The organism is Sphingobium sp. CCH11-B1 (assembly GCF_001556865.1).
Lineage (GTDB): Bacteria > Pseudomonadota > Alphaproteobacteria > Sphingomonadales > Sphingomonadaceae > Sphingobium.
Map to the genome: position 1 here is coordinate 39,983 of NZ_LSJY01000184.1, position 24,132 is coordinate 64,114.

Annotated in this window: 23 protein-coding genes; 9 read left to right on the top strand and 14 right to left on the bottom strand. The window is 64.8% G+C overall.

The features are described 5' to 3' along the window. Positions 1 to 36: 36 nt before the first annotated feature. The 4 genes from AX724_RS18530 to AX724_RS18545 form a co-directional block, all read right to left on the bottom strand. Positions 37 to 3,240 carry an autotransporter outer membrane beta-barrel domain-containing protein gene (locus tag AX724_RS18530; RefSeq protein WP_066769424.1) on the bottom strand — a complete coding sequence of 1,068 codons (3,204 nt, stop codon included), beginning with the start codon at positions 3,238 to 3,240 and terminating at the stop codon, positions 37 to 39. Between the two features lie 98 nt (positions 3,241 to 3,338). Next, positions 3,339 to 5,795 (bottom strand): TonB-dependent receptor plug domain-containing protein, encoded by a 2,457-nt coding sequence (locus AX724_RS18535; RefSeq protein WP_066769426.1) that lies wholly within the window; start codon positions 5,793 to 5,795, stop codon positions 3,339 to 3,341. After that, positions 5,779 to 6,705: a FecR family protein gene (locus AX724_RS18540; RefSeq protein ID WP_066769429.1), complete on the bottom strand. Its 927-nt coding sequence runs from the start codon at positions 6,703 to 6,705 to the stop codon at positions 5,779 to 5,781. Before AX724_RS18540 ends, AX724_RS18535 begins: the two co-directional genes overlap by 17 nt. A gap of 52 nt (positions 6,706 to 6,757) precedes the next feature. After that, positions 6,758 to 7,270 (bottom strand): RNA polymerase sigma factor, encoded by a 513-nt coding sequence (locus AX724_RS18545; RefSeq protein ID WP_066769432.1) that lies wholly within the window; start codon positions 7,268 to 7,270, stop codon positions 6,758 to 6,760. A gap of 140 nt (positions 7,271 to 7,410) precedes the next feature. On the opposite strand from AX724_RS18545, the gene AX724_RS18550 reads away from it, so the two are divergent. The 6 genes from AX724_RS18550 to glgX all read left to right on the top strand — a co-directional run bounded on the left by AX724_RS18550 (position 7,411) and on the right by glgX (position 18,038). After that, entirely contained in the window at positions 7,411 to 8,604 is a 1,194-nt protein-coding gene (locus AX724_RS18550; RefSeq protein ID WP_066769434.1) for a serine hydrolase domain-containing protein, read from the top strand. 138 nt (positions 8,605 to 8,742) lie between these two features. Further along, a complete protein-coding gene (locus AX724_RS18555; protein WP_066769438.1) occupies positions 8,743 to 11,211 on the top strand; it encodes a glycogen/starch/alpha-glucan phosphorylase in 2,469 nt (822 codons plus the stop codon). Positions 11,212 to 11,227: 16 nt separating this feature from the next. Beyond that, positions 11,228 to 13,387 (top strand): 1,4-alpha-glucan branching protein GlgB, encoded by a 2,160-nt coding sequence (gene glgB / locus AX724_RS18560; protein ID WP_066769442.1) that lies wholly within the window; start codon positions 11,228 to 11,230, stop codon positions 13,385 to 13,387. A 39-nt stretch (positions 13,388 to 13,426) separates the two neighbouring features. Next, on the top strand, positions 13,427 to 14,686 hold the full coding sequence (glgC, locus tag AX724_RS18565; protein WP_156448158.1) for a glucose-1-phosphate adenylyltransferase: 1,260 nt from the start codon (positions 13,427 to 13,429) through the stop codon (positions 14,684 to 14,686). Positions 14,687 to 14,703: 17 nt separating this feature from the next. After that, positions 14,704 to 16,152, top strand: a complete 1,449-nt coding sequence (gene glgA, locus AX724_RS18570) for a glycogen synthase GlgA (protein WP_066769445.1) — start codon at positions 14,704 to 14,706, stop codon at positions 16,150 to 16,152. After that, positions 16,149 to 18,038 (top strand): glycogen debranching protein GlgX, encoded by a 1,890-nt coding sequence (gene glgX, locus AX724_RS18575; RefSeq protein ID WP_066769448.1) that lies wholly within the window; start codon positions 16,149 to 16,151, stop codon positions 18,036 to 18,038. Before glgA ends, glgX begins: the two co-directional genes overlap by 4 nt. Before the next feature lie 177 nt (positions 18,039 to 18,215). On the opposite strand, the gene AX724_RS24220 is transcribed toward glgX, so the two are convergent. From AX724_RS24220 to AX724_RS18585, 3 genes are all read right to left on the bottom strand, one after another. Then, entirely contained in the window at positions 18,216 to 18,359 is a 144-nt protein-coding gene (locus AX724_RS24220) for a hypothetical protein (RefSeq protein WP_197421629.1), read from the bottom strand. 185 nt (positions 18,360 to 18,544) lie between these two features. Next, the gene (locus AX724_RS18580) at positions 18,545 to 18,718 is read right to left on the bottom strand and encodes a hypothetical protein (protein WP_156448160.1); all 174 of its coding nucleotides are present in this window, start codon (positions 18,716 to 18,718) and stop codon (positions 18,545 to 18,547) included. Positions 18,719 to 18,817: 99 nt separating this feature from the next. Then, complete coding sequence (locus tag AX724_RS18585) at positions 18,818 to 19,216, bottom strand: HIRAN domain-containing protein (protein WP_066769454.1); 399 nt, start codon at positions 19,214 to 19,216, stop codon at positions 18,818 to 18,820. A gap of 95 nt (positions 19,217 to 19,311) precedes the next feature. On the opposite strand from AX724_RS18585, the gene AX724_RS18590 reads away from it, so the two are divergent. The 3 genes from AX724_RS18590 (at position 19,312) to AX724_RS18600 (ending at position 20,193) form a co-directional block, all read left to right on the top strand. Beyond that, a complete protein-coding gene (locus AX724_RS18590) occupies positions 19,312 to 19,599 on the top strand; it encodes a hypothetical protein (RefSeq protein ID WP_066769457.1) in 288 nt (95 codons plus the stop codon). Positions 19,600 to 19,667: 68 nt separating this feature from the next. Then, entirely contained in the window at positions 19,668 to 19,925 is a 258-nt protein-coding gene (locus tag AX724_RS18595; protein WP_066769460.1) for a BrnT family toxin, read from the top strand. Further along, positions 19,918 to 20,193, top strand: coding sequence for a BrnA antitoxin family protein (locus tag AX724_RS18600; RefSeq protein WP_066769463.1), 276 nt, complete (start codon positions 19,918 to 19,920; stop codon positions 20,191 to 20,193). The genes AX724_RS18595 and AX724_RS18600 overlap by 8 nt, the downstream gene beginning before the upstream one ends. A gap of 91 nt (positions 20,194 to 20,284) precedes the next feature. Here the strand turns inward: AX724_RS18600 and AX724_RS18605 are convergent, their stop codons facing one another. From AX724_RS18605 to AX724_RS18630, 7 genes are all read right to left on the bottom strand, one after another. Continuing rightward, entirely contained in the window at positions 20,285 to 21,850 is a 1,566-nt protein-coding gene (locus AX724_RS18605; protein WP_066769465.1) for a hypothetical protein, read from the bottom strand. 12 nt (positions 21,851 to 21,862) lie between these two features. Continuing rightward, positions 21,863 to 22,006, bottom strand: a complete 144-nt coding sequence (locus tag AX724_RS23685; protein WP_156448161.1) for a hypothetical protein — start codon at positions 22,004 to 22,006, stop codon at positions 21,863 to 21,865. Further along, positions 22,003 to 22,239, bottom strand: coding sequence for a hypothetical protein (locus tag AX724_RS18610; RefSeq protein ID WP_066769467.1), 237 nt, complete (start codon positions 22,237 to 22,239; stop codon positions 22,003 to 22,005). The genes AX724_RS23685 and AX724_RS18610 overlap by 4 nt, the downstream gene beginning before the upstream one ends. Continuing rightward, entirely contained in the window at positions 22,236 to 22,784 is a 549-nt protein-coding gene (locus AX724_RS18615) for a glycoside hydrolase family 108 protein (RefSeq protein ID WP_066769469.1), read from the bottom strand. The genes AX724_RS18610 and AX724_RS18615 overlap by 4 nt, the downstream gene beginning before the upstream one ends. Positions 22,785 to 22,846: 62 nt before the next feature. Continuing rightward, entirely contained in the window at positions 22,847 to 23,263 is a 417-nt protein-coding gene (locus AX724_RS18620; RefSeq protein WP_156448162.1) for a hypothetical protein, read from the bottom strand. Positions 23,264 to 23,312: 49 nt separating this feature from the next. Continuing rightward, a complete protein-coding gene (locus tag AX724_RS18625) occupies positions 23,313 to 23,615 on the bottom strand; it encodes a hypothetical protein (RefSeq protein WP_066769474.1) in 303 nt (100 codons plus the stop codon). Between the two features lie 3 nt (positions 23,616 to 23,618). Beyond that, the gene (locus tag AX724_RS18630) at positions 23,619 to 24,098 is read right to left on the bottom strand and encodes a hypothetical protein (RefSeq protein ID WP_066769477.1); all 480 of its coding nucleotides are present in this window, start codon (positions 24,096 to 24,098) and stop codon (positions 23,619 to 23,621) included. Between the last annotated feature and the right edge of the window lie 34 nt (positions 24,099 to 24,132).

Genomic DNA, 24,132 nt, shown 5'->3' on the forward strand with positions numbered 1-24,132 from the left:
GTCTCGGGGTGTGGCTCGCCTGTCATGCCCTAGACGTCACAGGACGAAGTTAACCGTCGCACGAAATGACAGGGCGACGTGATTTTGCTGCTCCTCCGCGCCGACCTCGCCGCCGACCCGGAATGTGTCGGTGCCGCCGTAAAGGCGCGCGCGGCCGGTCCAGCCGTTCGTGCGGTCTTCGGACACCAGCGTGAACTGGTCACCGCCCTTGAAATAGGCGACGGTGTCGCCGAGCGATCCGCCGACGATCTGGCGACGGCCACCTTCCAGCTCGAGACGCACCCAGCTGTCCTCCCGGTTGAGGCTGCCGAAATCATAGCCGGCGGTGAGCGTCCCGTTGACGGTGGTTTCGTCGCTGGTGCGGCCAAGCACCGTCAGGTTGAACGCGTCGCCCCCGCCGGTTTCGCTGTAACCGTCCTCCTTCAGGCGATAATAGTCGACCCCTGCGGCGGGCCGCAGGCTGAAGCGGCCCATCTGCAACTGGTAGGACAGGCCGGCGGTCGCGGAATAGAGCTTGCCGTCCCACTCGCCGTCCGCCGTGCGGGCGACCGTGCCATTGTTGAAATGGCGCGAGCCCGAAAAGCTGATCGTCGCGGCCGAAAGGCGAGCGAAGGCCTGCAACGGCCCCCATTGTCCACGCCAATGTGTCGCCAGCTCATATTGGTCGGAATCGACCGCGTTGTCGGACTCGCCTGCAGAATCGCTGCCGTGGAGATAGGCGATGGACCCGCCAAACGCGCCCAGTTCCGACAGATATTCGACGCCGCCACCCGCGCCCCAGCCGGTGATGTCGTAGGATGCCGTGTCCCCGACGCTCTTTGCCCCGCCGAAACCGACCTGCTGCAGCCAGAAGCCCCAGCGCCCGTCCGCGGTGCGATAGATGCCGTTGGGATCGGACAGGATGCGCGCGGTTGCGCGTGACCCGGACGTCACCGCCTCGAACGTGCCGCCGGCATGATCGGGCAGCATCTGACGCAGGCTGGCGTTCAGTGTCGCGCTATCCTGCACCGCCAGATAGGCGCCCGCAACAGCCGCGTCGTTGTCCAGCGCCTGGAAGATGGCGGGATAGGCGCGGGCCAGCGATCCCTGGAGGCCGAGGTCCGACACGCTCTTGGCCGCGATCGACAGGGTTACGTCGCCCGTTGCGGCGTTGCCGCTGACGCTGCCCTTGAACATATAGGGCAGGAGCGTGGCGGTATCGAGCGTCGGCGCGCCGCTCAGCGATCCCGCGCGGACGATGACATAATCTCCGGCCGCTCCGCCGACGCGGGTCAGGTTCACCTGCACCCGCGACCCAGCGGCGAAGCTGGCGGCGCCGGCCACGTCATAGCGGGTATTGGTGCCGTTGGCGGCATCGATCGTGACCCCCAGCGTGGACGTCCCGTTCGCCGTCAGGCTGGCAAGCGCCACGCTGCCGCTGTTGGTTGCGGCCAATTTGCCACCGTTCAGCGTCACCGCGACGTTGCCGGCATTGCTGATGGAGCCGGAGAGGCCGGAAGTGCCAGCCAGCGTCAAGGTGCCCGCGCCACCGCCGAAATCGACATTGCCCGTAACCGTGGCGGTATCGGCAAGGGTCAGCGCCGACGTGCCTGCGCCGAAGGCGATATTGCCGGTCAGCGCCGAGGATCCTGCGAAGCTCACGCTGTCATTGCCCGCGCCAAGGTCGATATTGCCGGTGATCCGACCGGCCGACACGGTCATGTTGTCATTGCCCGACCCCAGATAGACCGCGCCGTTGATCGTGGGCGCAGTCGCAGTGGCCGATGCCAGCGCCTGCGTCAGCGTGACCCCGCCATTGTTGGCGCGCAGATCGATCGCGGTGTTGGCGAGGCCGCCGGTCGCGCTGATGGTGCCGCTGTTCGACAGGGTCGATACGGTTCCGCTATTGTCCAGGATCGCGACCGCCGTGCCCTTGCTGGTGTCGAGCGCCGCCGCGCCGATGCCGCCGGTCACGACGATGCTGTCCACCCGCGCGCCACTGTCGATCAGCAGCCCACGTGCTGCGGTTCCTGTGGAGGCGGACCCGGTCGCCCCGATGCTGCCGCTCACTTCGATCGCCCCGGCGGTCGCGCCGGACCCGACGCGCATCGCAGTGGCATTGCTGTCGTACGAAACCGCGGTGATGGAACCGGCGATCTTGACGCCCTTGGCGATGGACACGTTGCCGCCCAGTCCGCCGATGACCAGGCCGTTCGCGTCCACCCCATCATAGATGCCGTATCCCGCAATGCCGCCATTGACGATCAGGCCATAGCCGGTGCCGCCCGCAGCGACCGCGCCGATCACGCTGTCGCGGTTTGCCGACCCGATCTGCACCGCTGGCGCGCGGCCATAGCTGGTGACGACGGCCGACCCTTCGCTCGCATCGGTCAGTCCGTCATTGTCAACATCGGGCTTGGTCGAATCCAGCGCCGGCGGGATATCGAAGATGATGCCGCCGCTGACATTGCCGGCGATCACCACGGCCGATCCGCCCTGCAACAGGTCGTCCGCGTCCAGCTTGGTCACGTCCGTCGGGCGGGTGGTCGATCGATAGCCGGTGCTGGCGATGCTCCCCTGGATCTTCAGCGCGCCGTTGATGTCGCCCAGCAACGCCGCGCCGATGCTGTTGGCCCCGGTCGCGACCGTCGCGCCGCGCAGCGTGACGTCGCCATTGATGTCGTTGGCGCGGACGCCATAGCTGTTGTCGCCAACGACATTGGCGGACCCGCTGGTGGACAAGGCGCCATTCAGCGTGGCGTCGATGCGGATGGCGGCACTGTTGTTGCCTTCGATAGAGATGGTTCCGTTCTGGCCGATGGCGCCGCTATGGGCTGCGCCCCCTTCCATCCAGATGGCGTTGCGGCCGGTGCCCTTTGCGAAAGGACCGTCGAGGTCGCCGTCATTGTCCGTGTCGGTCGCGGTGTAGTTTTCTGTCAGCGTGATGGTGCCGCTGTTCGTGACCGCGCCGTTCCTGCCTGCCGTCACGAATATGCCGGTTGCATTGTCGGCATCGTTGATGGTGATGGTGCCGGCGTTGGAGACGGCATGGCTGCTGTCCATGGTCACGGCGGTGCCGGAGGGCAGGGTGATCGATCCGGCCGAACTGATCGTGATGCTGTCCCCCGCGCCATTTGCGGCGGTGGACGTGCGGACGGGCGTAGTGGTCGCGGTGCCGATTGTCGTTTCCGCTGCCGCGTCGGCGAGCGTCAGGGCCGCCAACGCGGGGGCGATGGCCGTGCAAGCCAGATAATATCGCATGATGTCTCCTCTGCGTCCCGCGCTGGTTCTTGACCGCGCGTTGACGAAAGGACGGCGCAGAAAGCCGGCTTCCGTGGGCAAAGCCGCAAAAAGTTGATCTAAAAGGCGAAATCGACGCCCAGCCGCACCGTGCGGGGACGCAGCGGCGTATAATAGTCCGTGTTGAGATCGAACGGGGTGCCCAGCGAGAAGCGATTGCCGTTGCTGTCGAGCAGGTTGGTGAGGGACAGGCTGTATTGAACCGCGCCCCGCCGCAAACTGGCCGCAAGGCTGGTATCGACATAGTCGCCCTGCGTCTGGCCAAGAACCGGGCCGACGCCCAGTCGGGACTTGCCCACATAGCGGGCGGCCCCCGACAGGTGCAGCATGCTTCCATCACCCATGGTGGCGCGCCAGTCGACCGCCAGCCGGCCGCCCAGATTGGCCACATTGGGCAGGTCGAGCGACCGGCCTGCAAAGGACAGGGTCCGCAGGAACGCCGCCGGCTGCGTCAGGCGGCTGTCATTGTAGATGATGCTTGCGTCCAGCGTCAGCGGTGCGGCCGGACGCAGCACGACGCGCCCCTCCACCGTGTAGATGCGGCCATCCCCGATATTGGCGGTGGTCGGCAGTCCGATCCGGTCGGTCACGTCCGCCTGGATATTGCGCCAGTCGGTCCAGGCGACATTCGCGCTGGCGGCGAACCGGTCGACGCCAGGCACGCCCTTGCGCGCGCCGACTTCGACAGTGGACACCCTGTCGTTCTGGAAACGGCGGACACGCTGATCGTCGACGGCCAGGCCGCCGGGGCGGAAACCCTGCTGGAACCGGGCGTAAAGCGTCATGTCCGCAAAGGCATCCGTCAGGATCGAGGCCGATGGCAGGAAGATCGTCTCGTTCCGGTTCGCCTGTGCCTCCGCACGGGCGAGGTCGGCGGTCGAAAGCGCCGTGACGGCGTCCAGCGCCTCGCCGGACAGGCGGCTGTTGGTCAGGCGTCCGCCAACGGTGGCGATCACACCGCTCACCGGCTCGAAGGACGCTTCGCCGAACAGGGTCGCTTCCCTGACGCTGTTGCGCACGCCGGTCGCCGCTGCGGAAATGCCCCGGCCATAGATGGGCACGCCGGGGATGATGACCGGCTCCGCCACCGCCGTCCCCAGCGTCCCGTAGCCCGTCAGCGAGCGATGGATTTTGGAACTGCTTTGAAGGTAGGACGCGCCAAGGATCCAGCCCAGGCCGTTGTCCAGATCCCGCACGATCCGGTTTTCGGTCGAAAAGATGTCGACATGATTGCGCTGGGCGAACAGCGCAGGAAATCCTTCCGGCTGCGTCGCGTCGTAACTTTCACCGAGATGATGCCGGACATAGCCGGTGGACGACACGAAGCGCAGCGTGTCCCACTGTCGCTCGATGCGCACATTGCCCAGCAGATAGTCGGACGCATAGGGCTGGGCGACGGCGGACGCGCGCTCCAGCCGGCCGACGGATCGGGACGCATATTGCGCATCGTCGCCGTCGATATGCTGATAGACGCCGTTGAGATCGATGGTCCAGTCTGCGTCCGGTGCGAAGCGTAGAGCCGCGCGACCGCCCCATGTCTGCACCCGGTTGACGTCATCCCTGTCGCGGCGCACGTCGTCGATATAGCCGCCGTCCCGCACGCCATAGCCCACGACCCGCAGCGCCAGCTTCTCCGCCACCAGCGGAATGTTGATCGTGCCGGAAAGGTCTCCGCCCGGCTCGCCATGCTGCGTGGCGCTGAGGCCCGCGGACAGCTGCCCGCCCCATTCGCCGAGGTTGGGTGCGTTGGGCATGATGCGGACGATCCCGCCCAGCGACCCTGCGCCATATAGCGTGCCTTGCGGTCCTTCCAGCACCTCCACCCGGCCGACATCGTAGAGTTTGAGGTCGGGATCGGGCGCGGCGTAGTTGAGCCGCATGTCGCCCAGATATTGGCCGGTGGTGGCCTGCGTCGGCCCGGCGACGCCGGAATCGGCGATGGCGCGGATGAACAGCTTGTTGCGGCCCGCGCCGGCATGGGTGGAACTGAGGCTCGCCACGCGGGAGAGCAGCGTCGCGGTGCCTCCGGCGGCCTCTGCGCTGCTGAACAGGTTGCTGTCCAGCGCTTCGACCACGCCAGCATAGCGCGCCAGCGGCGTGTCCCGCTTGGACGCGGTGACGATGATGTCCGCTTGCGACTGATCCGGCGCGGGTGCCATCGAGGCGGGAATCTGCGCGGGCGGGGATGGCTGCGGCCCGGAGCGCGTGCGCACGATGCGCCAGGCCCCCGCGCCGATGCGCTGCGCCCTTGCGCCTGTACCCTTCAGAAGCGCCTTGAGCGCGGATTCCGTGGAGAGCATTCCACGCACGGCGGGCGTGGGAAGCCGAACGAGAGACTGGTCGGACATGCCGATGCTTGCGCCGGTTTGACGGCCGAGCGCGATCGTCGCCTCCCCGAGCCGGCCGGGGGCGATGTCGATGGCCTGTCTGTCCGCCGCCGAAGCGGGCGTCGCTGTCGCTGCGATGATCGCGATGGCGGGGGCGGCGGCGATCAGGAAGTCAGTCGTGCGACCCATTCCCTCCTTCCAACAGCCAGCCGTCCTTCTGCCGCACGGCGTCAAGGCCCATCAGCGGCGCGGCCTGCGCGAAGAAGCGCGCCGGATCGCGGTCCAGCCGGATCGTGCCGGTAAAGCGCATCGCCGCAGCCTGCGGAGTATAGCGGATCGCGATGCCGAGCGAGCGGGACGCGTCCTGCGCCACCTGGGACACCGGGGCGTTGGCGTAGATCAACTGGCCCTGGCGCCAGCTGGCGACGGAGGCGGGCGCAACGTCCATCACGCGCAATCCGGCGGCATCTTCGGTCAGGCCGCGCCCGGCGGGCAGGGCAATCGCCTCCGCCGCGGGGTTGTAGATGACCTTGCCCTCCGACACGCCGATCCGCGTGGCTTCGCTGCTGCGTACGATGTTGAAGACGGTGCCGGCATCTTCGAATATGTCGTCGCCCACGGTTACGCGGAACGGATGGGCCGTGTCGTGCCGCACCATGAAGGCGGCTTCGCCCCGGTCGAGGGCGGCGAAGCGGGCGTCCTTGCGGTCGAAACGCATCGTCGTACCGCCGTTCATGTGGACGGTCGTGCCGTGGTCCAGCGCGATGGTGCGGGTTTCGCCCGGCCGCGTGGTCACGCTGTAGATGTCGTTGCGATTAAGGACGGAGATCGAGACGGTCGCGACGAGCGCCGCCGCCAGCGCGCCGCCCGCGATCCAGCGGAAGCGGGGACGACGATCGCCGGCGTCGTTCGCGGCTACGGGCATCGCCACCGGTTCAACGGGGATCAGGCTGTCCATGTCGCTGTCCGCCGCCATCAGCGCGTCATAGGCGGACGCATGCGCGGGGTCGGCTTCCAGCCAGGCGGTGAAGCCCGTCCAGTCCGCAAAATCGGGATCGCGGGTGCGGATCACCCAACCCAGGGCCTCCTCGTTCATCATGGTTCCAGCCCTGTTTCCTTGCCCCTTGTCAGGAATGACGCCGCGGTCGTCATCATTCCGTATCCATTTTCTGCTTGAGGGCCAGCATCGCGCGATAGGCCTTCTGCAGATCCTTTTCGACCGTCGTCAGGCTGATGCCCAGTTCTTCGGCTATGGCCCGTTGCCCCACGCCCTCCAGACGGAAGCGGCGGAACACGAATTCCACGCGCGGCCCAAGTTCGCGAAGCACCGCCTGGGCTTCTTCGAGCCGCTGGTTCAGGATCATGCGCTCATCGACCGGCACCTCATCGGTCGGATCGGCCATGACCCCGCCGGCTTCCTTGGCCCAGTCCTGCTCCCGCCGTTCGCGGCGCGACGCGGACCGGTAGCGGTCGAGCATCAGGTTGTTGGCCGTGCGATACAGATAGGGCAGGGGATCGGAGACGGGGCCGATGTCCTTTGCCTGCAGCTTCATCCAGATGTCCTGCAACAGGTCTTCTGCATCCTCGCCCGCGCCGCGCGCGCGCAGGAAGCGGAGCAGGGCGGCGCGATTGGCCATGAATATCTGGGATAGGCCTGTGGCCATGCCGGTGAAGCGTCCAGTCAAGCGGGTCTGGCGTGCGCCATAAAGAAGAGGAAGGGGCTTTGGCAATCGTCAAGCGGTTTACGCAGCCGCCTCGCTCCTCTAGCCATGACGCGCATGGCAACAGGATATGGCGGCGCAGCATGGGGCAGGTGACGGACAGGGCGGCGGCCCAAGCGGCCGGCATGGACGCCGATCGGCTGGACGCGCTGGTCGAGGAACTGGACGCCGCTTATCTCGCAAGCGGGAAACTGCCGCACATGCACATGCTGCTTTCGCGCGACGAGCATATCCTGCTCTCGGTGGTGCGCGGCCGGGCGCGGGAGGATGGCGCTCCGTTACGCGAAGACGCGCTATACCGTATCGCCTCGATGACCAAGCCGGTGACGTCCGTCGCCTTCATGATGTTGGTCGAGGAGGGGAAGGTCGCGCTGGACGATCCCGTCACCGACATCATCCCCGAACTTGCATCGCTGCGCGTGGGCACGACCGACGGCCCGGCGCTTGCCCGGCCGATGCGGATGATCGACCTGATGCGGCATACGTCGGGCTTCACCTATGGCCTTCAGCGGCAGACGCCGATCGACGCGGCCTACCGGGCACTGGGGCTGGACGAGTTCCAGCAACGGCGCACGTCCGACCAGTTCATCGCGTCGCTCGCCGCTCTTCCGCTGGAGTTTTCCCCCGGCGAGCAGTGGAATTATTCCGTTTCGACGGACGTGCTGGGCGTCGCGGTCGAGCGGTTGAGCGGCCTCGACCTCGAAGCTTTCTTTCAGCAGCGCATCTTCGGCCCGCTCGGCATGAAGGACACGACCTTCATGCTGCCGGATGCAAAGGCGGACAGGATGACCGACGCCTGGCGGCTGCAGGAGGGCGGCGGCATCGTCGTGGCGGACCATGGCGCGCGCAGCGGATGGCGGCGCACCGGCTGCTTCCATTCGGGGGGCGGCGGGCTGGTGTCCAGCGTGGCGGACTATCACCGCTTCGCCCGCATGCTGTTGCGCGAAGGCGAACTGGACGGGGCGCGGCTGTTGATGCCGGAGACGGTGCGGCAGATGCGCACCAATCAACTGCCCGGCGGGGGCGATCTTGCCCGCCTGTCCCGCGCGATGTTCAGCGAGGCGGATTATCAGGGCGTGGGTTTTGGCCTGGGCTTCGCCATGGGGCTGGGCAGCGGCGAATATTATTGGGGTGGCGTGTTTTCCACCTATTTCTGGATCGACCCGGTCCAGCGCCTGATCGGCATCTTCATGACCCAGCATCTGCCGTCCAGCACCTATCCCGTGCGCGCTCGGCTCCGGCAGGGGGTGGCCGACGCCATCGTGAAGCGCCGCTGACATAATTGGTGTTAATGGTCGGGACGGATCGAAAGCCCCCCTGACACGTTCGGTTGCTGCAGCGCAAAAATGGCGATGGCGCGGCTTGGGAGGCTGTGCCATCATCGGCCATGTTCAGCAGCAGGGGGTGATTTCGCCATGACGTTCAAGGGGCAAACCGCGCTTCCGACGCCCGTGCCGCGGCGGCTAGACCCGGACGGGATCGCCGTCGAAATCGTCGAGCGCCTGACCTATCGCCTCGGCAAGAATGCGGCGGCGGCCAAGCCGCACGACTGGCTGCACGCGGTCATCATGGAGATACGCGACCGGGTGATCGACGCCTGGATCGCATCGACGCAGAAAACCTATGAAGAACAGGGGCGGCGGGTCTATTATCTCAGCCTTGAATTTCTGATCGGCCGGCTGATGCGGGATGCAGCGTCCAACATGGAAATGCTCGACGACCTTCAGGCAGCGCTCGACAAGCTCGGGGTCGACATCGACCTCATCGCCGCGCTGGAGCCGGACGCCGCGCTTGGCAATGGCGGCCTTGGTCGCCTCGCGGCCTGCTTCATGGAAAGCATGGCGACGGTCGATGTGCCTGCTTACGGCTATGGCATCCGTTATGTGAACGGCATGTTCCGGCAGGAGATTTCCGACGGCTGGCAGGTCGAATTGCCCGAAACATGGCTCGCCCACGGCAATCCCTGGGAGTTCGAGCGGCGCGAGGCGAGCTACGAGGTCGGCTTTGGCGGACGCGTCGATCCGGCGGAGGGCGACGATGCCGGGCCGCACCAGATGCGCTGGCGACCCAATGAGCGTGTCATCGCCACCGCCTATGACACGCCGATCGCGGGCTGGCGCGGCAACCGCGTCAACACGCTGCGACTTTGGGAAGCGCAGCCCATCGACCCCATCCTGCTCGACAAGTTCAATGCGGGCGACCATCTGGGCGCGCTGGCGGAAAGCAATCGCGCCGAAGCGCTGACCCGCGTGCTTTATCCGGCCGACTCTTCGCCCGCCGGGCAGGAGTTGCGGCTGCGGCAGGAATATTTCTTCTCCTCCGCATCGCTGCAGGACATCGTGCGGCGGCATGTGCAATATTTCGGCGACGTCCGCACGCTGCCGGACAAGGCGGCGATCCAGCTCAACGACACGCACCCGGCGGTGTCGGTCGCGGAACTCATGCGCATCCTGGTCGATGACCATGGGCTCGACTTCGACGAGGCATGGGATATTACCCGCCGCACGTTCAGCTACACCAATCACACCTTGCTGCCAGAGGCGCTGGAAAGCTGGCCCGTGCCGCTGTTCGAGCGACTGCTGCCAAGGCACATGCAGATCGTCTATGCCGTCAACAGCCGCCTGCTGGGCGAGGCGCGGCGGTCGGGTCAGTTCGACGATGGCGCGATCGGCGCCATCTCCCTGATCGACGAGGGCGGCGAGCGGCGGGTGCGGATGGGCAATCTGGCCTTCGCCGGGTCGCACAGCGTCAATGGGGTGTCGGCGCTCCATACCGACCTTATGAAGGTCACGGTCTTTTCCGACCTGCACCGCCTCTATCCCGCGCGGATCAACAACAAGACCAACGGCGTCACCTTCCGCCGCTGGCTGATGCAGTGCAATCCGGGGCTGACGGGCCTGATCCGCGAGGCGATAGGCGACGGATTCCTGGACGATGCGGAAGCGCTGCGCGAGCTCGACCGCTTTGCCGACGACAGCGGATTTCAGGACAGCTTCCTTGCCGTGAAGCGCGCCAACAAGGGTGCGCTTTCGGCTCTGCTGCGGCAGCGTGTGGGGGCGCGGATCGATCCGTCGGCCTTGTTCGACATCCAGATCAAGCGCATTCACGAATATAAGCGGCAACTGCTCAACATTATCGAGGCGGTGGCGCTCTACGACCAGATCAGGTCGCATCCCGAAAAGGACTGGGTGCCGCGCGTCAAGCTGTTCGGCGGCAAGGCAGCGCCCAGCTATCACAACGCCAAGCTGATCATCAAACTGGCGAATGACGTCGCTCGCGCGGTCAATCACGACCCGGCGGTGCAGGGGCTGCTCAAGGTGCAGTTCGTGCCCAATTACAATGTCAGCATGGCGGAGGTGATGATCCCGGCGGCCGACCTTTCGGAGCAGATATCGACCGCGGGCATGGAGGCGTCCGGCACCGGCAACATGAAGTTCGCGGTCAACGGTGCGCTCACCATCGGCACGCTCGATGGCGCGAATGTCGAGATGCGCGATCATGTGGGCGAAGAAAATATCGTCATCTTCGGCCTCACCGCGCGGGAGGTGAATGCCCGGCGCATGGACGGTTATGTCCCCCGCGACGTGATCGAGGGCAGCCGGGAACTGGGACAGGCATTGCAGGCGATCGCCGGCGGCGTCTTTTCACCGGACGATCCCGATCGCTACAAGGGGCTGGTGCAGGGGATTTACGATCATGACTGGTTCATGGTCGCCGCCGATTTCGACAGCTATTCCGCCGCGCAGCGTCAGGTGGATGCGCTCTGGGCGGACCAGCGGGCCTGGGCGAAGAAAGCGATCCACAATGTCGCGCGCATGGGGTGGTTCTCGTCCGACCGCACGATCCGCGAATATGCCAATGACATCTGGAAAATCCCGGTATGAGGAGTGCGCTGCTCACGTGTTGACGCCCGAACAGATCGACCGGCTCGTCCAGGGACAGGAGGATGATCCCTTCGCCGCGCTGGGCGTCCATCCGGACGGGGCGGGGTTTTCTGCACGGCTGCTGATGCCGGATGCGGTGGCGGTCAAGGCGCGGACCCTGTCGGGCGAGAGCGTGGGCGATCTGGAAAGCATCCACCCGGCCGGACTATTCGCGGGCCCGGTATCGATCGCGGAGCGGCAGGCGCTGCGCTACGACGTGACCTTCGGCGACGGATCGACCTACAGCCTGATCGATCCCTATGGCTTTGGCCCGGTGCTGGGGCCGATGGACGATTACTATCTGTCGGAAGGATCGCATGGCCGCCTGTTCGACAAGCTCGGCGCGCATATCATGACGCATGAAGGCGTCGCCGGTACGCATTTCGCCGTCTGGGCTCCCAATGCCCGGCGGGTGTCCGTGGTGGGGGACTTCAACCGCTGGGACGGGCGGCGCGGGTTGATGCGGCGGCGCGCCGACGCGGGTTTGTGGGAATTGTTCGTGCCGGAAGTCGGCCCGGGCACGGCGTATAAATATGAGATTGTCGGCGCGGACGGCGCCATGCTGCCCTTGAAGGCCGACCCCTTCGCCTTCCAGGCGGAAATGCGCCCTTCGACCGCGTCGATCGTCGCCGCGCCGCTGGATCAGGACTGGGGCGACGATCGCCATCGGCAATATTGGCGTGAGACCGACGCGCGCCGGCAACCCATGTCCATCTACGAAGTTCATGGCGGCTCCTGGCAGCGGGCGGAGGACGGCGGTTTCCTGAGCTGGGACGAGTTGGCGAACCGGCTGATCCCCTATGTCGTGGGCATGGGGTTCACCCATATCGAATTCCTGCCGATCAGCGAGCATCCCTACGACCCGAGCTGGGGGTACCAGACGCTGGGCCTTTATGCGCCGAGCGCGCGCTTTGGCGATCCGGCCGGCTTCGCGCGCTTCGTCGATGGCGCGCATCGGGCCGGGATCGGCGTCATCCTCGACTGGGTGCCGGCGCATTTCCCCACCGACGAACATGGGCTCGCCCGTTTCGACGGCACCGCGCTCTACGAACATGCCGATCCGCGCAAGGGTTTCCATCCCGACTGGAACACGGCGATCTATAATTATGGCCGGCGCGAAGTGGCGCAGTTCCTGGTCAACAACGCGCTCTACTGGGCCGAGCGTTTTCATGTGGACGGGCTGCGCGTCGATGCCGTCGCATCGATGCTGTACCTCGATTATTCGCGAAAGCCGGGCGAATGGATCCCCAACGACCATGGCGGTCGCGAGAATGTGGAGGCGGTCGCCTTTCTTCAGCAGATGAACAAGGATCTGTACGGCCGGCATCCGAGCGTCATGACCATCGCGGAGGAATCGACCAGCTGGCCGGGGGTGTCGCGGCCCGTGCATGAAGGTGGCCTTGGTTTCGGCTTCAAATGGAATATGGGCTTCATGCACGACACGCTGCGCTATCTGACGCGCGATCCGGTGCACCGCGCCCATCATCATGACGATATTACCTTCGGCCTCGTCTATGCCTTCAGCGAGAATTTCGTCCTGCCCTTGAGCCATGACGAGGTGGTGCATGGCAAGGGATCGCTCCTCAACAAGATGGCGGGCGACGACTGGGAGAAATTCGCCACCCTGCGCGCTTATTACGCGATGATGTGGGGCTATCCCGGCAAGAAGCTGTTGTTCATGGGACAGGAATTCGCCCAGCGGGCGGAATGGAGCGAGGCGCGCGCGCTGGACTGGTGGAGCCTGGATCATGCGCCGCATCGCGGCGTGCAGGCGCTGGTGGCCGATCTCAACCGGATCTATCGCGACCATCCCGCGCTCCATGCGCGCGACTGCGAAGGCGAAGGGTTCGAATGGGTGCTGGCCGATGCGGCTGCAGACAGCCTCTTCGCCTGGGTCCGTCGCGCGCCGGGCGCGCGGCCGGTCGTCGTCATCAGCCATTTCACGCCCATCCTGCGCCACAGCTATCGTCTGCGCTTGCCGTCCAGTGGAAAGTGGCGCGAAATCCTGAACAGCGACGCGCATGACTATGGCGGCAACGGCGCGGGCAATATGGGCCAGGTTCAGGCCGATGAGGAAGGATGGGCCCACATCACCATCCCGCCCTTTGCAACCCTGATGTTGGAACTGGATTATTGAACCGCCAGTCGATCGAGCGGGCATGAAGGAGAGGCCGAAGTGAGCAGCAAATATCAGCCGATCGCCCGTGATGCGATGGCCTATGTCCTTGCCGGCGGACGGGGCAGCCGGCTTGCCGAATTGACGGACAAGCGCGCCAAGCCAGCGGTCCATTTCGGCGGCAAGGCCCGGATCATCGACTTCGCGCTTTCCAACGCGCTTAACAGCGGCATCCGGCGTATCGGCGTCGCCACGCAATATAAGGCGCACTCGCTGATCCGGCACCTGCAGCGCGGCTGGAACTTCTTTCGCCCCGAACGCAACGAAAGCTTCGACATCCTGCCCGCCAGCCAGCGCATATCCGAAAGCCAGTGGTATGAAGGCACGGCCGACGCGGTCTTCCAGAATATCGACATCATCGAAGCCTATGCGCCCGAATATATGGTCATCCTGGCGGGCGATCACGTCTACAAGATGGACTATGAGTTGATGCTCCAGCAGCATTGCGACACGGAAGCCGACGTGACCGTGGGCTGCCTGGAAGTGCCGCGCATGGAAGCGGTCGGCTTTGGCGTGATGCATGTGGACGAGAAGGACAACATCACCGCCTTCGTGGAAAAGCCCAAGGATCCGCCCGGCATCCCCGGCCAGCCCGACATGGCGCTGGCATCTATGGGCATCTATGTCTTCAAGACCAAGTTCCTGATCGAGCAACTGCGCCGGGACGCCGACACGCCGGGCAGCAAGCGCGACTTTGGCGGTGACATCATCCCTTATGTCGTGAAACATGGAAAAGCGGTGGCCCACCGTTTTTCCAGCAGCTGCGTACGTGCCGAAAGCGAGCTGGAACCCTATTGGCGGGATGTCGGCACTATCGACGCCTATTGGCAGGCGAGCATCGACCTGACCGACGTCGTTCCCGCGCTCGACCTGTATGACCGAAGCTGGCCGCTCTGGACCTATTCTGAAGTCACGCCCCCCGCCAAGTTCGTGCACAATGAGGATGGCCGCCGCGGTTCCGCCACATCCTCGCTGGTGGCGGGCGGGTGCATCGTGTCGGGATCGTCGCTGCACCGCAGCCTGTTGTTTTCCGGCGTGCGCACGCACAGCTTCTCCTCCGTCACGGACAGCGTCATCATGCCCAATTGCGAGATCGGGCGCGGCGCGCGGCTGCACAAATGCGTGGTGGACAGCGGCATTATCATACCGACCGGCCTGATTGTCGGCGAAAATCCAGAACATGACGCCCAAAGGTTCCGGGTGAGCGACAATGGCGTCTGCCTCATCACCCAGCCCATGATAGACGCCTTGGCGCGCTGAACCGGGGGCAGGGGGGCATGTCCATCAAACTGCTGTCGGTCGCATCCGAAATCTATCCGCTGGTGAAGACCGGGGGGCTGGCCGATGTCGTCGGCGCGCTGCCGGGCGCGCTTGCGCCGCACGGGATAGAGACCCGGACGCTGGTGCCCGGTTATCCTGCTGTGCTCGCGCGCATCGGCAAGGGCCGGCGGCTCGCGCGCTACACCGATCTGTTTGGCGCGAGCGCTTCGGTGCTGGCGGGGGAGGTGGATGGCCTTTCCCTGCTGGTGCTTGACGCGCCGGCCTTCTTTCAGCGCGACGGCGGCCTTTACGGTGACGCAAGCGGGCAGGACTGGAGCGACAATTGGCGGCGCTTCGCCGCCCTGTCACGAGTGGGCGCGGACATCGCTGCGGGAAGCCTGAAGGACTGGCGGCCGCATGTCGTGCATGTCCATGACTGGCAGGCGGCCATGACGCCTGCCTATATGCGCTATGGCCCGGCGGCTGCCGTTCCCCGGCTGGTGACGATCCACAATCTCGCCTTTCAGGGCCGGTTCGGAGCGGACATATTCCCCGCACTCGACCTGCCGCCCGAAGCATGGGCCGTCGATGGCGTCGAATATTATGGCGGTATCGGTTTCCTGAAGGCGGGTCTCGTGTCGGCGGACGCGATCACCACGGTCAGCCCCACCTATGCGCAGGAAATCCGGTCGCCGATGAACGGCATGGGGCTGGATGGCCTCATCAACGGTCGTGTCGACCGCCTTCATGGCATATTGAACGGGATCGACACGCAGGTCTGGGATCCGGCGACCGACCCGTTGATCCCGAAAAGCTATCAGGCGCGGTCGCTTGCGGCCAGGGGTGTGAACCGGCGCGCGCTGGAGCGGCGCTTCGGCCTCGATTCCGGCGCCGGGCCGATCTTCGTCATCATCAGCCGTCTGACCTGGCAAAAGGGGCTGGACCTGATGGTGGACGCTATCGATCATCTGGTGGGATCGGGCGGCAAGCTGGCCGTGCTGGGATCGGGCGACGCGCCGCTGGAAGGCGCGTTCCTGAGTGCGGCTGAGCGGCATCGCGGCCGTGTCGGGGTCCAGATCGGCTATGACGAGCCGCTGTCGCACCTGATGCAGGCGGGCGGCGACGCGATCCTGATCCCCTCCCGTTTCGAACCCTGCGGCCTCACCCAGCTTTATGCGCTGCGCTACGGCTGCGTGCCGGTGGTGGCGCGGGTCGGGGGGCTGGCCGACACGGTGATCGACGCCAACGAAGCGGCGATTGCCGCCGGCGCGGCGACCGGCATCGTCTTTGCGCCGGCTGATCCGCTGGCTCTGCACGGCGCGATCGATCGGGTGGTGCAGCTTCACGGGGATGGGCCGGTCTGGCTGGGAATGCAGCGAGCCGGCATGCGCGCCGACTTTTCCTGGGGCAACAGTGCGGCCCGCTACGCCGCGCTGTACGCCCGGCTGATCGCGGAGGCGGCGTGACCCTGGGGCCGCTGGTGGGAACCGGGGGCACGCGCTTTTCGGTCTGGTCGCCCGATGCGGCGCAGCTTTGGCTTTGCCTGTTCGGTGCGGGCGACCGCGAAAGCCGCGTACCCATGCTGCGCGATGCGGAAGGGGTCTGGCATGTCGAGTTGGCCGGGGCCGGCGTCGGCACGCGCTACGGACTGCGCGCCGACGGCGCCTACGATCCCGGTGCGGGCCTTTGGTTCGATCCCGACAAGCTGCTGATCGACCCCTATGCCAGGGCGGTCGACCGGCCATTCCTCTACGATCCAATGCTCGCCGCGCGCCGGGGCCACGGGGCGGACACGGCTCCGCTCATGCCCAAGGGCATGGTGATGCCGGCCCTTCCACCCCTATCGGTCCCGCCGCCTGCTTTTGCGCCAGGCGGGCTGATCTATGAAGTGCAGGTGCGCGGTTTCACCATGCTGCATCCTCAGGTGCCGCAGGCCCAGCGCGGGACGATTGCGGCACTTGGGCATCCCGCCATCATTGCGCATCTCAAGGCGCTGCACGTTTCGGCTGTCGAGCTTATGCCGATCAATGCCTGGATCGACGAGCGGCATCTGGGGCCGCTTGGCCTCACCAATGCCTGGGGATATAATCCGGTCAGCTGGTTTGCCCTCGACCCCCGCATCGCGCCGGGCGGACTGGCCGAACTGCGCGGTGCGGTGGAGGCGCTGCACGCCGCAGGGATCGGCGTGATCCTGGACATGGTCTATAATCATGACGGGGAGAGTGACGCCCTTGGCCCCACATTGTCGCTGCGCGGCCTGGATGCGCGGGGATATTTTCGTCACGCTGCCGATGGCAGCCTCATCAACGATACGGGGACGGGCAACAGCATCGCCTGCAACGCGCCTGTAGCGCGGCGATTGATTCTCGATTCGCTGCGTCATTTTGTGCGCGAGGCGGGGGTGGACGGCTTCCGTTTCGATCTCGGCCCCGCTCTCGGGCGGATGGAGGGCGGTTTCGATCCGGCCGCGCCCCTGCTTCAGGAAATACGGGCCGATCCCACCCTGTCCGACCGGGTGATGATTGCCGAACCCTGGGACATCGGCCCTGGGGGCTATCAGTTGGGGCGGTTCGGCGACGGCTGGCTCGAATGGAACGACCGCTATCGCGACGACATGCGGCGATTCTGGCGCGGCGACGAAGGGATGCTGGGCGCGTTCGCCACGCGCCTTGCCGGATCGTCCGACATCTTTTCCGGCGACGTTACGCGCAGCGTCAACTTCCTCGCGGCGCATGACGGGTTCACGCTGGCCGATCTCACCGCCTATCGACATCGTCACAATGAGGCCAATGGCGAGCAGAATCGCGACGGCCATGGCGAGAATTTCAGCTGGAACAACGGGATCGAGGGTGCAACCGACGATCCGGCCGTCCGGGACGCCCGCCGCCGGGACATCATGGCGCTGCTCTCGACCCTGTTTCTTTCGCGCGGAACGATCATGATGAGCGCGGGGGACGAATTCGGGCGCACGCAGCATGGCAATAACAATGCCTATGCGCAGGACAATGCGATCGGCTGGATCGATTGGGAAGGGCGGGATGCGGCGCTGGAAGCGCATGCCTTCGCGTTGGCCGGGCTGCGCGCGGAAAGGGCCGAATTGGCGTCCGCCCACTTTTTGACGGATACAGATGTCGAATGGCTGTCGGAGGACGGACACCGCCTGCGGACCGACCAATGGGAAGACCCGTCCCGACGCCGCCTTGTGCTGCGCCACCGGAACAGCGGCTTTTCCATCTGCGTCAACGGATCGGATACGCCCTGCCGCTTCCACCTGCCGGAGAGCGAACAAGACGTCGCCGCACGATCCATTGCGGTGGTGAGCCCTGCTGGATTCGAACCAGCGACCTACTGATTAAAAGTCGGTAGAAAGTCGTTTGTTTTCAGTGCCTATTTCCACATGTTACACGTTCTGTTCACGGACGCTACCTCTAAGGCTAGCGGAATTTGTCGAAATGACGGGATTGGCCGGTATCGAACCGTTGACCCACTGATTTTTATACTGGATTGCCAAAGTGACAGGCTGCGACTTTTAGCCTTCGTGCGGAAGTGCGGCGGGTCCTGCATCGGGATCTGGAAGGCGGGGCATGACGCCCTCCGCGAGCTTATCGATGATCACGGGAGCGCTCGCGCCCAGGTAAAAGGCAATCAACGGAGAGCCGGCGTCCATGATCATGGGCAGGGTCCCAGCCACGAACGGCATCCCGAAGCGTGTCGCAAGGTAAACAGGCTTTTGATAGCGTTTCGGGGTATGTCCATCAAGCTTGGCGCAGGCCCGCGCCAAGGCAAAGAACTCGACTACCCCGCTTCCGATAACTCCGACCCAATAAGGGGATAGGCCGAGTTCGACGAAAGCTGGGTTCAACGAATCCCCAAGCGAAGCAGCGCGGTCACCCGGACAAGGCGACGCTGGACATTATCCACCAGTTTCCGCTTATGGAGAGCATATCCCACAACCGAAGCGATATTTAGCACGATAAGAAAAGCGGCGATAAACTTGAACGCAGCGCTCAAGATGCCGATCATCAGGTCCATGTCCATCTCCTGCCCCCTTATATATGCACCGGCGCTGAACAATCAACGCTCGATAGCGGAAGCGCTATCGGCTGTAAATTGCTGAAGATTTGCCAGCTATCATGGTTGGGTAAAGGATATCTCACAGAAATCATCGACAGGCTCCGGCACCGGCTGGCCGCGCGGTCGCTCTGGCTTCGGCTGGGGCAGGGCAGGGGCGGTGCCATCCAGCGTCAGGGCGATGACCGCGCCGAAGCTGTCCGGCCGCTGGAACACGGCGCGCGCGACCGCCACCTGTCCGGCGATGTGGTCGGCATAGGGCGACGAGACATAGCCGATCTGGATGCCGCGTGGCGAATAGACGCCGACGGCGCGGCCACCGCGCACCTTGTGCCGCTCGCGACGCAGTTCGAGGATTTCACCCGGCCGGCACTTCGCGATCTCCGCCAGGCGAGCCGCGGCGAGCGGCGTCGAGCGCATCGCGCCTTCGATGGCGATGGATGACGAGCCTTGGAACATAGGAAGAACATAATTGCAGCCGCAGCGAGTCGCAACCTTGACCGAATCGGGAACGGAGGCGGATCACGACGCCTATGGGCGCAAGAAGACCTGGCATGCTCCCCTCGTGGGTAGCGACCGTACATGAGATGGCTGCGGAGCCATTTTGCAAGGTCAGGGCCTTCTGCGGCAAGTGCAAGCTGTTCAGGGATGTCGACCTGCAGGCGCTGGCTGCGAAGGTCGGGCCGGATTACAGCTTGATCGATCGCAGAAGCCCATGCCGGCTCACCCCCGGATGCGACGGCTGGGTCAAGTTCATGTATCTGTTTGGCGTCTACCGCAACCTCTGGAGCTATGAGCGTGAGGAAGTGTGGATGGAGCGCGACAAAAGGGCTGCCGAATGATGGCCGTCTATTTTGTGTAACTACAAATAACTGTTGACGACATAATTATATGTAGTTACAAGAAACGCATGGAAATCAGCTTCGACCCCGCGAAAGACGCCAGCAACACCGCCAAGCATGGCCTGTCGTTTTCGGACTTCGCCGGCTTTGACGCTGAACCCACGGTCCTGATCGATGACCGCTATGACTATGGCGAAACCCGCTTCCGGGCATTCGGTCGGATCGATGGCGATGCCCATTGCATCGTCTATACCGAGACGGCCACCGGCATCCGCCTCATCAGCTTTCGCCGGGCACATGAAAAGGAGATGCGCCGCTATGAGTAAGAGCAAGCCCCCGGTCGGCTATGACGAAAACCCCGAATGGACGGATGAGGATTTCGCGAAGGCGAAGCCTGCCGGCGAGGTGCATGCCCCGCAGGTCGCGGCGGCGCTGGTGAAGCGCAAGCCCGGTCGCCCGGTCGGATCGCTGTCGGCCACCAAGGAACAGGTGACGCTGCGGCTCGACGCGGACGTGCTGGCGAAGTTCCGGGCGACCGGGAAAGGCTGGCAGACGCGGGTGAACGATGTCCTTCGGGATGCGCAGATAGGCTAGGACCGGATTGGCAGGAGCATGAGACGGCTGTAATGCGCGCCCGACCCTGCCGCACCTTCATCGCGGCGCGCGGCAGGGTCACCTCAGTCTATTACAATGCCCAGGCGGTGCGAGGATCAGTGGTCGTGCGCACCAGTGGCCGGTCGATCAGCACGGCGAACACGTCGCCGGCAGTGAAGCCGGATGGACGGAAGTTCGTATAGACGGTGAGATCGAGCGTCGCATAGTCGCCGTCAGCAGGCAGCCGGATCAACGCCGTGAGCCAATGCTGCCCGCGCGCATCGTCGCTATAGGTCTTCGTGTTGTTGTAGGCGAGGCTGTCGATCTGGCCGGGCTGCACATCGACCCGGACGTCTCCTGCGCCGTTTTTCAGGGTCGCCTGTAGGAACAAATTGGCCGGTCCCTTCGCGCCGCGCGTATCGACACGCACGGCGACGCGGATCCAACTGTCCGCCGCAGCCTGCGCGGGCGTCAATGCAAGTTGCGGCATCGTCACCCGCGACTGGTGCCACGGCGTTGCATCGGCAACAGGCGAAATGAGAAGGATCTGTTTGTTCGCCGTGCTCGCCTGGGTACCTGACTTACCGCATTTTTGCGTGGAGGATGCGGTCCCGCGCGACATATAGACGTTGCAGCCGGTCGCGACGCCGCCCGCCGTGATTTCGCCGGTCGGGTCGGTGTCCGTTCCCACGGTGAAATTCGTGGTGGTCGCGCCAGTTCGCGTCCCGGTGGTGCCGGGAAGATTGTAGGTCGCTTGCGGCAAAAGGTTCGACACCGAGGGATCGATGTTGAAGCGCGTCGCGGTGGTGGTCGCCGACGCGATCACGGTCTTGATGAGGTCTCCCACCAGATTTGCGCCGTTGCCGTTCAGGTGAACCGTGCTGTTGCCGCCTTCCTCAAGGAAGTATTTCGGGTTCGGCTGCACGACGCCCGGCAGGCGCAGTGCGTCGTAAGGATCGACCACGCCCAAAACGCCGGTGCGGCCTGCCTGCGCCTTGATGTAGGTGTTGACGTCCTGCGTGATTGTGTGCCGAACATCGCCTGCCGCCCAGTTGCGGGGATAGATCGTCACCGGGATCACATAGACGCCCGCCCGAATGAACGCCGCGATTTCGGCTTCCACCTGCGAGATGACATAAGCGGCAGTCGGCGCGGCGGAGCTGCCGTCCACGTCGCCGCTATGGATGGTGTTGGTGCCCAGCGAATTGAGGATCACGATCTCGGGCTTGCGGGCAACGGCATAGGGAATGCGCGCAATCATCCCGCCGCCCGGCAATGGGCTGCCCGTCTGGTTGCGGAAGTGGTCGGCGGCGAGGCCTTGGTTGGCGCCGTTGAAGCCGCGCGCTAGCGGGTCGGCCACGTCGGTCCATGTGTCCATGTTGAACCGGGGGTCTTTGCTGAACGCGGCGGTAACAGGCCCCTTATAGGTCGGGCCGGGGTCCGTCGCATTGATACCGCTGATCAGCGCATGGTTGAACTGCGACTGGCTGTCGCCGAACATCATGACGCGCGGGAGCGTGAGTGGCAGGGCCGGAAGCGGAACGGATGGAGATTCGATGAACCTGCCATCAGGCGATACCGCCGCGACGAATGCGGCGCGAGAATGCGCCTTGCGGGCGGGCGACCCGAACGGGGCGCGGCTATTGGCACGGACCATGTCTATCTTCCTTCAGTTGAACGTGGCGGGACAGACGCGGTCGAGCGTCTGAAGGGCGAGCGCGGCGGCTGCGCGGACGCGATCAGCGTTGGCGCAATTGACGGCGGGCATGGTGGTGCAGCCCGCGAGCAGCAGGAGGGGCAGGAGGCGGATCATGTCTTAGGCTCCACAGGGATGGGATCGTTGGCGGGCTGGTCGACCTGCACGGTTCGGGCGCTGGGAATGCGCAGAATGCCGATGAGGCCGCCCGTGATGGTGCCGAGGCCGAACGCCTCGATCTTGCCGATGATGTCCGGCCGGATCGCGGACACGATCAGCGCCAGCGCGAAGATCAGGACCAGAGCGGCGATGGTCGCCAGATAGGCGATGAGGTCGTGACGGTCGCTCATGCCAGCGCGCCGATGCGGCTAGCGAGCCAGCCCCAGGCGAACGCTTCCTGGCTCGGGTTCTTTTCCGCAATTTCGACGTAGCGTGCCGCCTGCAAGCCATCGATCGCGGCTCGCAGCACATCGCCTGCCTTCTCGCCGCGCTTGGCCTTGAGCGCGCGCAGGGCTTCCAGCGTCATCGGCCCGATCTGGCCGTCAGCGGTGATGTCGGGATAGTCGACAGCGCCTCGGTTGCAGACGTTCAGCACCCGCTGGAGGAACTTGGCGGCGACCCCCGGCCCCATGTTGACGCCGGTGTCGAACATCTCATGCGCGATCTGGGGAAAGATGCCGGCGACCTGATCGAAGCGCGGACCTGTCCAGAAGCGCTGCCGGTAGATCGTCACGGCGGTAACGCGGGTCATCGTGCGCATGTCGGCCTTGAACCCGAAAGCGCGCGCGACCTGTTCGGTGATCCCGAAATTGGTGGGACCGCCGCGATCGGCAGGATGGTTGCTATAGCCGCCCTCGCGCCCAATCACGTCATCGATCAGCTTGTCGACGTCCATGTCATTCTCCCATGAAAAAGGGCGCTCGAAAGCGCCCGCCTGCCGCAGCGCTGCGCGCCCGGTTATTCGCCGCCGATCGGCCTCTTTCCTTCAGCAATGTCCTGCAGCGTCCTCTCGGCGCTCAATTCCGTCTGCACCTCTTCGCGGATCATTGCTTTCCGACGCGCGGCTTCATCGGCCATTATAGCGTCCACGCCCCGCATGAACCGGTCGGTGTAGAGCTTGACGATGCGATCAGCGCCGACCGTCGCTGCCGCCGTAATCAGCGCCGCTCCTTCGTTATGCACCCCTGCCTGATTAACCAGCCAGTAGGCGATCAACGCCACCATCGGCAGGAGCAGGATGTCCGCCAGCACAAGGACGGGCTTAATCGGCACGCCGCGCTTGATCAGCAGCGCATATTTCGCGGCCAGGCCGAAGGTCAGCCCAAGCACGATCCATCCGTATTTGGCGACGGCCGCCTCAATCCACGGCGTCATCGCTGAGCCTCCCGGTTGCATGTTCATAATGGCGGCCCTCATGTCAGCCTCAGGACTGATCCTGAGCATCGACAATCGCCTGAACCCTCGTCACTTCGCGATCGAGGAAGCCAGCCACGTTGCGCACAACGCTGATGACGTTCAGCACCTGGTTGTAGGCGGAGCCAAGCTCAGGCTCGGGAGTGAGCTGGGGCATGATCGCTTGCAGATCATCGGCCAAGGTCGCGACCTTGCCAGCCTTCATGCCAGCAAGCGCCGCTTTCAGGCCATCAAGGTTCGCCATGGCAATCTGGCGGTCGATCTCGTTGCGCTGGTCGAGCAATTCGGCGCGGGTCGGGGGAGTGCTTGCCATGGTTCAGGCTCCTTGCAGGGGGATGGGTTTGGCGGTGCGGTTGGCAGGTTTCGTCGGTGGCTCGATGCCGTCGATCTCGTCCAGCGTGTCCGCGACGTTGATGGTGTTCGGACGGTCGAACAGGCGGATGAACAGGCGAGCTTTCACGCCATGCGGGTCATCCAGCACCTCGCGGCGGCCCACGATCCGGTCGCGCGCGATAAACATGCGACCCTCGTGGAAGCCGGTGACCGCGTCAGCGTCCGTGCCAATCGTCACTTGCTCGATGATGCGCACCTCAAGCGGATTGACCATGCCCTGGCTGTCGATCACCGCCTTCTTCACGTAGCCATATTGATCGGCCAGCTGGTCGGCCTGCGGGCCGGTGCCGACGTCATAGATGATGGCGGCAGGGTTGATGCCGTCGCACGGTTTCATGACGGCCATTATGCAGACGGCGGGGATCTCCAGCCGCTCGCCTGCGGCTGTCTTCAAATGCAGCATGATATGCTCCTGACGATGTTGAAAGGGAGACGCC

Bases quoted from the DNA above. Each gene is read 5' to 3' on its own strand.
- AX724_RS18595 (WP_066769460.1), top strand. From the start codon at position 19,668: ATGGAAATCAGCTTCGACCCCGCGAAAGACGCCAGCAACACCGCCAAG.
- AX724_RS24220 (WP_197421629.1), bottom strand. From the start codon at position 18,359: ATGATCATGGACGCCGGCTCTCCGTTGATTGCCTTTTACCTGGGCGCG.
- AX724_RS18620 (WP_156448162.1), bottom strand. From the start codon at position 23,263: ATGACGCCGTGGATTGAGGCGGCCGTCGCCAAATACGGATGGATCGTG.
- AX724_RS18535 (WP_066769426.1), bottom strand. From the start codon at position 5,795: ATGGGTCGCACGACTGACTTCCTGATCGCCGCCGCCCCCGCCATCGCG.
- AX724_RS18600 (WP_066769463.1), top strand. From the start codon at position 19,918: ATGAGTAAGAGCAAGCCCCCGGTCGGCTATGACGAAAACCCCGAATGG.
- AX724_RS23685 (WP_156448161.1), bottom strand. From the start codon at position 22,006: ATGATCCGCCTCCTGCCCCTCCTGCTGCTCGCGGGCTGCACCACCATG.
- AX724_RS18590 (WP_066769457.1), top strand. From the start codon at position 19,312: ATGCTCCCCTCGTGGGTAGCGACCGTACATGAGATGGCTGCGGAGCCA.
- AX724_RS18545 (WP_066769432.1), bottom strand. From the start codon at position 7,270: ATGGCCACAGGCCTATCCCAGATATTCATGGCCAATCGCGCCGCCCTG.
- glgA (WP_066769445.1), top strand. From the start codon at position 14,704: ATGTCCATCAAACTGCTGTCGGTCGCATCCGAAATCTATCCGCTGGTG.
- AX724_RS18540 (WP_066769429.1), bottom strand. From the start codon at position 6,705: ATGATGAACGAGGAGGCCCTGGGTTGGGTGATCCGCACCCGCGATCCC.
- AX724_RS18615 (WP_066769469.1), bottom strand. From the start codon at position 22,784: ATGGACGTCGACAAGCTGATCGATGACGTGATTGGGCGCGAGGGCGGC.
- AX724_RS18530 (WP_066769424.1), bottom strand. From the start codon at position 3,240: ATGCGATATTATCTGGCTTGCACGGCCATCGCCCCCGCGTTGGCGGCC.
- AX724_RS18630 (WP_066769477.1), bottom strand. From the start codon at position 24,098: ATGCTGCATTTGAAGACAGCCGCAGGCGAGCGGCTGGAGATCCCCGCC.
- AX724_RS18555 (WP_066769438.1), top strand. From the start codon at position 8,743: ATGACGTTCAAGGGGCAAACCGCGCTTCCGACGCCCGTGCCGCGGCGG.
- AX724_RS18605 (WP_066769465.1), bottom strand. From the start codon at position 21,850: ATGGTCCGTGCCAATAGCCGCGCCCCGTTCGGGTCGCCCGCCCGCAAG.
- AX724_RS18550 (WP_066769434.1), top strand. From the start codon at position 7,411: ATGGGGCAGGTGACGGACAGGGCGGCGGCCCAAGCGGCCGGCATGGAC.
- AX724_RS18585 (WP_066769454.1), bottom strand. From the start codon at position 19,216: ATGTTCCAAGGCTCGTCATCCATCGCCATCGAAGGCGCGATGCGCTCG.
- AX724_RS18580 (WP_156448160.1), bottom strand. From the start codon at position 18,718: ATGGACCTGATGATCGGCATCTTGAGCGCTGCGTTCAAGTTTATCGCC.
- AX724_RS18625 (WP_066769474.1), bottom strand. From the start codon at position 23,615: ATGGCAAGCACTCCCCCGACCCGCGCCGAATTGCTCGACCAGCGCAAC.
- AX724_RS18610 (WP_066769467.1), bottom strand. From the start codon at position 22,239: ATGAGCGACCGTCACGACCTCATCGCCTATCTGGCGACCATCGCCGCT.